The organism is Thermodesulfobacteriota bacterium, from assembly GCA_036397855.1.
In the GTDB taxonomy this organism is placed as follows: Bacteria; Desulfobacterota_D; UBA1144; order Nemesobacterales; family CSP1-2; genus DASWID01.
This window is the reverse complement of sequence record DASWID010000015.1, coordinates 1-5,529: the sequence shown is the minus strand read 5'-3', so window position 1 is coordinate 5,529 and position 5,529 is coordinate 1. Positions and strand designations below refer to the sequence as shown.

At 44.6% G+C, this 5,529-nt stretch carries 6 protein-coding genes; 2 read left to right on the top strand and 4 right to left on the bottom strand.

Annotation, left to right across the window (positions count from 1 at the left end):
* Both VGA95_01040 and VGA95_01035 read left to right on the top strand, forming a co-directional pair.
* Nucleotides 1-184, top strand: a 184-nt coding sequence (locus VGA95_01040; protein ID HEX9665126.1) for a DUF3303 family protein, incomplete at its 5' end; no start/stop codon positions are given.
* A gap of 1,801 nt (nucleotides 185-1,985) precedes the next feature.
* Nucleotides 1,986-2,696 carry a hypothetical protein gene (locus VGA95_01035; protein HEX9665125.1) on the top strand — a complete coding sequence of 237 codons (711 nt, stop codon included), beginning with the start codon at nucleotides 1,986-1,988 and terminating at the stop codon, nucleotides 2,694-2,696.
* Between the two features lie 189 nt (nucleotides 2,697-2,885).
* Here VGA95_01035 and VGA95_01030 read toward each other — a convergent pair whose 3' ends face one another.
* The 4 genes from VGA95_01030 to VGA95_01015 form a co-directional block, all read right to left on the bottom strand.
* On the bottom strand, nucleotides 2,886-3,629 hold the full coding sequence (locus VGA95_01030; GenBank protein HEX9665124.1) for an SIMPL domain-containing protein: 744 nt from the start codon (nucleotides 3,627-3,629) through the stop codon (nucleotides 2,886-2,888).
* An 82-nt stretch (nucleotides 3,630-3,711) separates the two neighbouring features.
* Complete coding sequence (locus tag VGA95_01025; GenBank protein HEX9665123.1) at nucleotides 3,712-4,248, bottom strand: DUF3828 domain-containing protein; 537 nt, start codon at nucleotides 4,246-4,248, stop codon at nucleotides 3,712-3,714.
* A 62-nt stretch (nucleotides 4,249-4,310) separates the two neighbouring features.
* The gene (locus VGA95_01020; protein ID HEX9665122.1) at nucleotides 4,311-4,574 is read right to left on the bottom strand and encodes a hypothetical protein; all 264 of its coding nucleotides are present in this window, start codon (nucleotides 4,572-4,574) and stop codon (nucleotides 4,311-4,313) included.
* A 762-nt stretch (nucleotides 4,575-5,336) separates the two neighbouring features.
* Nucleotides 5,337-5,529 (bottom strand): M15 family metallopeptidase (locus VGA95_01015; protein ID HEX9665121.1); only part of this gene is annotated, 193 nt, incomplete at its 5' end.

The following is a 5,529-nucleotide window of genomic DNA, read 5'->3' as shown; positions in this document are numbered from 1 at the left end:
CAACGGACAGCGGACGGGGTTCATTTTCCTCGAGATGAAGGACGCTTCCCAAATCCCTGCGATTGCGGAACCGTGGTTCCTCGCGTTCAACGCGAGCATTGAGATTCATCCGGTCATGGTACCAAAGGATCTCGTTAAAGCGGGGCCCGCGATCGATCGAGCGGTCAAGAAATACAGCCGTTAGATAAGATATGGTCCGAATCTTTTCCAAAGTCACACCAGCAACTCTTCGATTCTTCGACGCGGCTCAGAACTCAGGGCAGGGGCTGGTGTGCTACTCAGATTATGGATGACTTGCGTTTATACTCGCGGCTGGAAGCCGCTCCTACAGTTAATCCGTACCATTATCCGTTAACAAGGGATTGTCACGAAGTGATTGCGACAAAATTCCGGAGGGGAATGGTTCACTATCTTATTGAGTATTCGATTGTGACAACTGCTTTGATGCTTTTATCGATCGTGGAAGTGTCATATATCTCATATTATATCTTGACGTGAAATTAGACTTGTTGTAAGATGGGGTAAAGTAGCGATTTGCGGTATAACACCCCTAATAGGGAATTATACTGCGTTTTTTTGCAGTCTAATCAGTAGTTAGCTGGTGCTACTTGACGGAGAACAGAAAGGAGATGGGATCGTGCGGAGATTCTCGTATATCGTCCTTCTCGCGGTAGTGGGAGCATTGGTGGTGGGTTGCCTTGCGGCAACCCCGCCGCCCGATAGCGCACCACCCCCCGAGATCGTGGTATTGGAGGTTGTTGGCGGGGCCTCTGGCGGCTGTGGACCCGCGTCGCTAGATTTTGTTCGGGTTTTGCCCGACGGATCCAGCAGTCCGGGTTTCTTCCGTGTTCCCGAGGGAAGGTTACTAGTTGTGACGGATGCTGATTGGCAGTATGCACACGCAACGCGAGCGAACAAGATGGAGATTCTTCGCCTCTTTATTGAGAATCTCGCGGACCCTTCTCAGGACCGGAGGGCTTTTGAGTCCACGATCTTACTCAATGCTGATGGAGAAGGTGGCATCAGCGAGCATATGACCACTGGCTTGGTGGTTTCATCCCAGGCACGCATATGCCCCGACTTGTTCCCAGGTCCTTTGGGTCCACCTTCTGGCCTCCAGCACCTAATCATACGTGGTTACATGGTTCCGGAAAGCTAAAACGTTGCGAAACGATCGCGGCAGTTCCTGAGCGCGTCGTGTCGCCGGGCGTCCCGGTCGGGCGGCCGTGGCTCAGCTTCGGTTCGTTAGTGGGAAAATCAGGGACTCTTAACTTATTTAATTGAGTACTCGATAGTCACAACTGCTTTGATGCTTTTATCGATCGTGGAAGTGTCATATATCCCATAATCTGAAACATAGAAAATCACGGGGTCATTGCTTGACTTTGTGCTGTTTCAATAATTTTAGTGACTTTGGATCGATTTGGTCAATTCCTTCAATTTCTCCCTGTATCTTGGATACTCTAGTGGTTGATATACCAAATTCTTTTGCCACAGTTTTTAAATCCAGATTCACTACCCTCCTGAGCAAATAAAGAGCCGCTTTATAAGCTCCGAATGGAAAAAAGGTGTCGGATGCGTGATGTTCCGTTGTGCATTCGTCATTCCCGCGGATTCTTAGCGCGAATCCAAAAAATACTTCTGGATCTCCGATGCAGCTGGTCCCCGCATGAATTAAGCAGGTAGTCCTCGGAGATGACAAGAACGGTCAATACCGTTTACTATTCTCGGTATAACTTGGCGTTCGAGTCCAAGAAGTTTCTTTTTTGGGCGGTGTTCCATGCCTTTATCTTATATCTAGTGACGTCTGCAGACGTCCTAAAGTATACTCCCAAACAAAGGAATAAAAGGAATAAAGAGTCAAGGATTCTGCATAATACTCTAAAAAAGATGATTATACGGAAATAATGTCGTATAATCAGTAGTTAGGCCTAAATTTGAAGAACGAAAGGAGAAGAACCATGTGTGATCGAGTGTTAGTCAAAATGAAGACCGTGTTGCTCTTGCTGATAGCCGTCGTTTCGGTGGGATGCGCCAAATTAATTACGGTACAGCTAGAACCGGTTGTCGTTGCCCAGGATTGCACGAGCGACCACGACGAGGCCTCGTCGGCGTGCGGTTTCCCATGTGGTTTGGCAAAATATGGACTTGCCTGCGTGGGTAGCGAGGGTGTCGTGCCCGCCAACTCCCTGAAGGAGTTCACCAACCCGGTTGTTCCGCCGGTTGTCGGTTGGGGAGACAGCTACGACGATGGAACGGAGCCATGTCCATGTTGGGAGTGGGTGAGCACTTTCAGTCGCGGCTACGTGCGATTTGACCTGACCAAGTTGGTGGGTCCGGTCCAGAGTATCGAGTCTTCTGCCGTCTCGTGGAAGACGAACAGGCTCAAAGGGGGTTCGTCGAAGTCGTGCGTAAAATCCCTTTACGAGGCAACGGGTCCATGGAAAAGGGGCGCGACCCCGGTGCAACTTCTGTTCGAAAATCTTGACACGGCGGCAATTAGCGGCGGCTACTATGGGGTGACGAAGCAAGCGGTGAGCTGGTGGGCGAACCCGAACGAGAACTACGGGTTGATGTTTGAGCCGTCCCGCGCAAAAACTCTGCCGAAGTCGAATTCGGATTGTGCCGACTCGTTAGAGGATCTCCGTCTTATGGTGAAGTATCGCCAAAAAGACGTGAAGTGGCCTGGTCAGTAAGAGGAGAAGATGCACTTTAGGTTCCAGCCTTTTTGGAATCCAGGGCGCCTCTCCTTCTCATTTCCGTGTACGGTCATCGACAGACTCGATTAACGGCAGACATGCCTGACGAGGCGCTGGAGAGGGACACCACAAAAAGCGCGGCGGCACTCAGCTCAAACGTTAGGGAAAAAATGGAGGACTTAAACCTTATTTAATTGAGTATTCGATTGTGACAACTGCTTTGATGCTTTTATCGATCGTGGAAGTGTCATATATCCCATAATCTGATACATCGGTAGAGTTTACAGGGGTGATTTGAAATACACCCTGGCTGGCATATTTAAGCTCTCCAACCTGGCTCCCGCTATTGCTGGCTAGCTGTTCAGCCCGCATCCTTGCATTTTTCGTTGCCTCCCCAAGCAGTTGGATTTTCAAGTCATCCAACTTTGTATAATAGTACTGAGGAGTATAGGACGCGAACTCGATTCCCTCTTCTATCAAAGAGGTTGATTCATTTGCTATTTCTGATATTTGTGAAACATTGGGAGATGTAATACTAATATTTTGATCTAAAACGTAACCATCAATTATATTGGTTGCAACACCTTCGGGTGTTAACTGGTATTGAATAATGGTCGATACAGAAGAAACCTCGATATCTTTCTTGTCGATGCCCTTTTGCTCGAGATAGGTGAGAACCTTTTGCAGGTCCTGCTTGAGGTTATTGTATGCCGTAACAAGGTTTTGGGACCGAGCTGTAATCCTGCTCTGCCACACTGCTAGATCTGAGGTTATCTTTTGCTCTGCAAAACCCTTTATCTGGATACGCTGATTTTGTATCTTTATTTTCTCTACTGTCATGGCTACGAGAAGTGATGAAATGATAATGCCTATAGCTAAGCAGATGCCTAAGAGTGTCAGACCAATCCATGTATTACTATTTTTATCCATAGTATCGGGCCTTCATATTATACAGTGGCAATAAACACAGTGGCAATAAACAAGGTAAAGGCGTGCATAAATAAATGTAGTTCTAATTACTGTTACCATCCTCAATCACTTCTTTTAGTAGGTCTTTAAGCCTACCCTTATGCATGAATTGCCAGTCTCCAAGATACTCGATGTCATCAACTACCCAGCCGCGATTGATCTTTACTAGATATACTCTATCTTTCCATTTAAATTCTGAACTATCTCCGGGATTAAAATATTTAAACTCAACAAGGCAGGAGCCGCTCCCTTCCTTGCTATCGCATGAAATGGTCTTGAAGGAACTCGCTCCTTCGAATAGAGAGGTGAATAAATCGCTCTCAACAAGGGGAGGCACTTCTCCCTTAGTGGCGGTTTTATACTTTTGCTCTGCCTCATTAGCTCTCTTTAGCAGTTCTGATAGCTCCGGCGAAATATATGGAGAGTAAAGAGCCTGCTCTTGTTCAGTAGGGATGCCGTGTGAGTTTATTCTGAGATAGACGCGATAAAATTTGTTTACCGTCTGCTCGGGTTCTTCTTTAGAACAGGCATAAAAACAGCAGGATATGAGCAATACAGTTGAAAATGATAATACTCGCATGACAACAGTGAGACCTCCTCAGATTGAAAACTTACACGGAATCTACATTTAAATGCTCATAATTAACTCTGCCAACTTGATAGAATTGCTGCTAAACCTCCAAATAAAGCGAAAAGTACAAATATTCCAAGGAATATTACGACTATGATTAGAGCAGCTCTACAATAATTTCTTCTATTTAAGTTTCCAGAACTGGTGAATGCCCAGTAAAGGTAGAAAATAATATTAATAACGGGTATTGCGAGAACGATGATAGTGATTAACCATTCGCCAACCGACATTGGTTTTTCATCAAAGTTTTGTGTGACACTAGACGTTTCATTCATTTATTCATCCTCCTTAGGATGTCTAATGTTTTATAATTATTTCAGAAGCTACTCGCGTAGATTATATCTTATAAACGAAATGTATCTAAGGTATTGGACAGGCTTTAACTTGATAATTCCCTGTAGCTTGCTAACGGGTTTCCTTTATGCTGTTGATGCAAGAACTTCGACTGGCCCAGCACAGGCTACAGCGGAGCAATCTCTTCTTTTTATTTCCTGTTTTAGATTGCTTCGTCCCCCTCGACGTCGCTCAGGCCTGCTCGCAATAGTAAATGCCAGATATTGAAAGGACAAGATCTTTAAAAGTATTTTCTTCAATTATCTTATTTTTTTCTTTTTAACTTCTTTGTCTTGATACTGAAACGAGTTCAGCACAGGTACAAAGAAGCAACCCTTCGACATCGCTCAGGACTAGGCTGCTCAAAAATTCGCTAAAAATCATGAACTCCGACTAAAAAATTTGAATTCAACCGCCACCCGCAAATTTTTTTTACGCCTTCGTTCCTGATTTTCTTAACGCAATTTTTGGAAGGCCGTTCAAGTCCTTTTCATTCCGAAAAGGATTAATAAAATTAAATATATTCATGAAATTGTAAGAATTTAGTCCACGAAATATCTAACATCTACAGCAATGACGTGAGGGACTGATTGTTTAGGTACTGATACCCTTCAGCTTGCTGCAGGGTTATTCATTAACGTAACCGATAGTTTTTGTGATTATAAATGTCGCTGCCATTTCTTTTCCATTAAACCAGTTATGTTCTATTCAATCACAAAATCAAAATATGTATCTGGGTAAGGTTCATCTTTGAGAGTAAAATGCCACCATTCACTCTCAAGATTAATAAATCCATATTTCTCCATGATGGCTTTGAGCGCTAGTCTGTTTACACGTTGTTCAATATTTAGTTGGTTATTCTCTGTATGAGCGAATTCACTAAAACAATCAAATCCT

What these genes read in the sequence shown, in the direction of transcription:
- VGA95_01035 (HEX9665125.1), top strand. Translation starts at nt 1,986, where the DNA reads ATGAAGACCGTGTTGCTCTTGCTGATAGCCGTCGTTTCGGTGGGATGC.
- VGA95_01030 (HEX9665124.1), bottom strand. Translation starts at nt 3,629, where the DNA reads ATGGATAAAAATAGTAATACATGGATTGGTCTGACACTCTTAGGCATC.
- VGA95_01025 (HEX9665123.1), bottom strand. Translation starts at nt 4,248, where the DNA reads ATGCGAGTATTATCATTTTCAACTGTATTGCTCATATCCTGCTGTTTT.
- VGA95_01020 (HEX9665122.1), bottom strand. Translation starts at nt 4,574, where the DNA reads ATGAATGAAACGTCTAGTGTCACACAAAACTTTGATGAAAAACCAATG.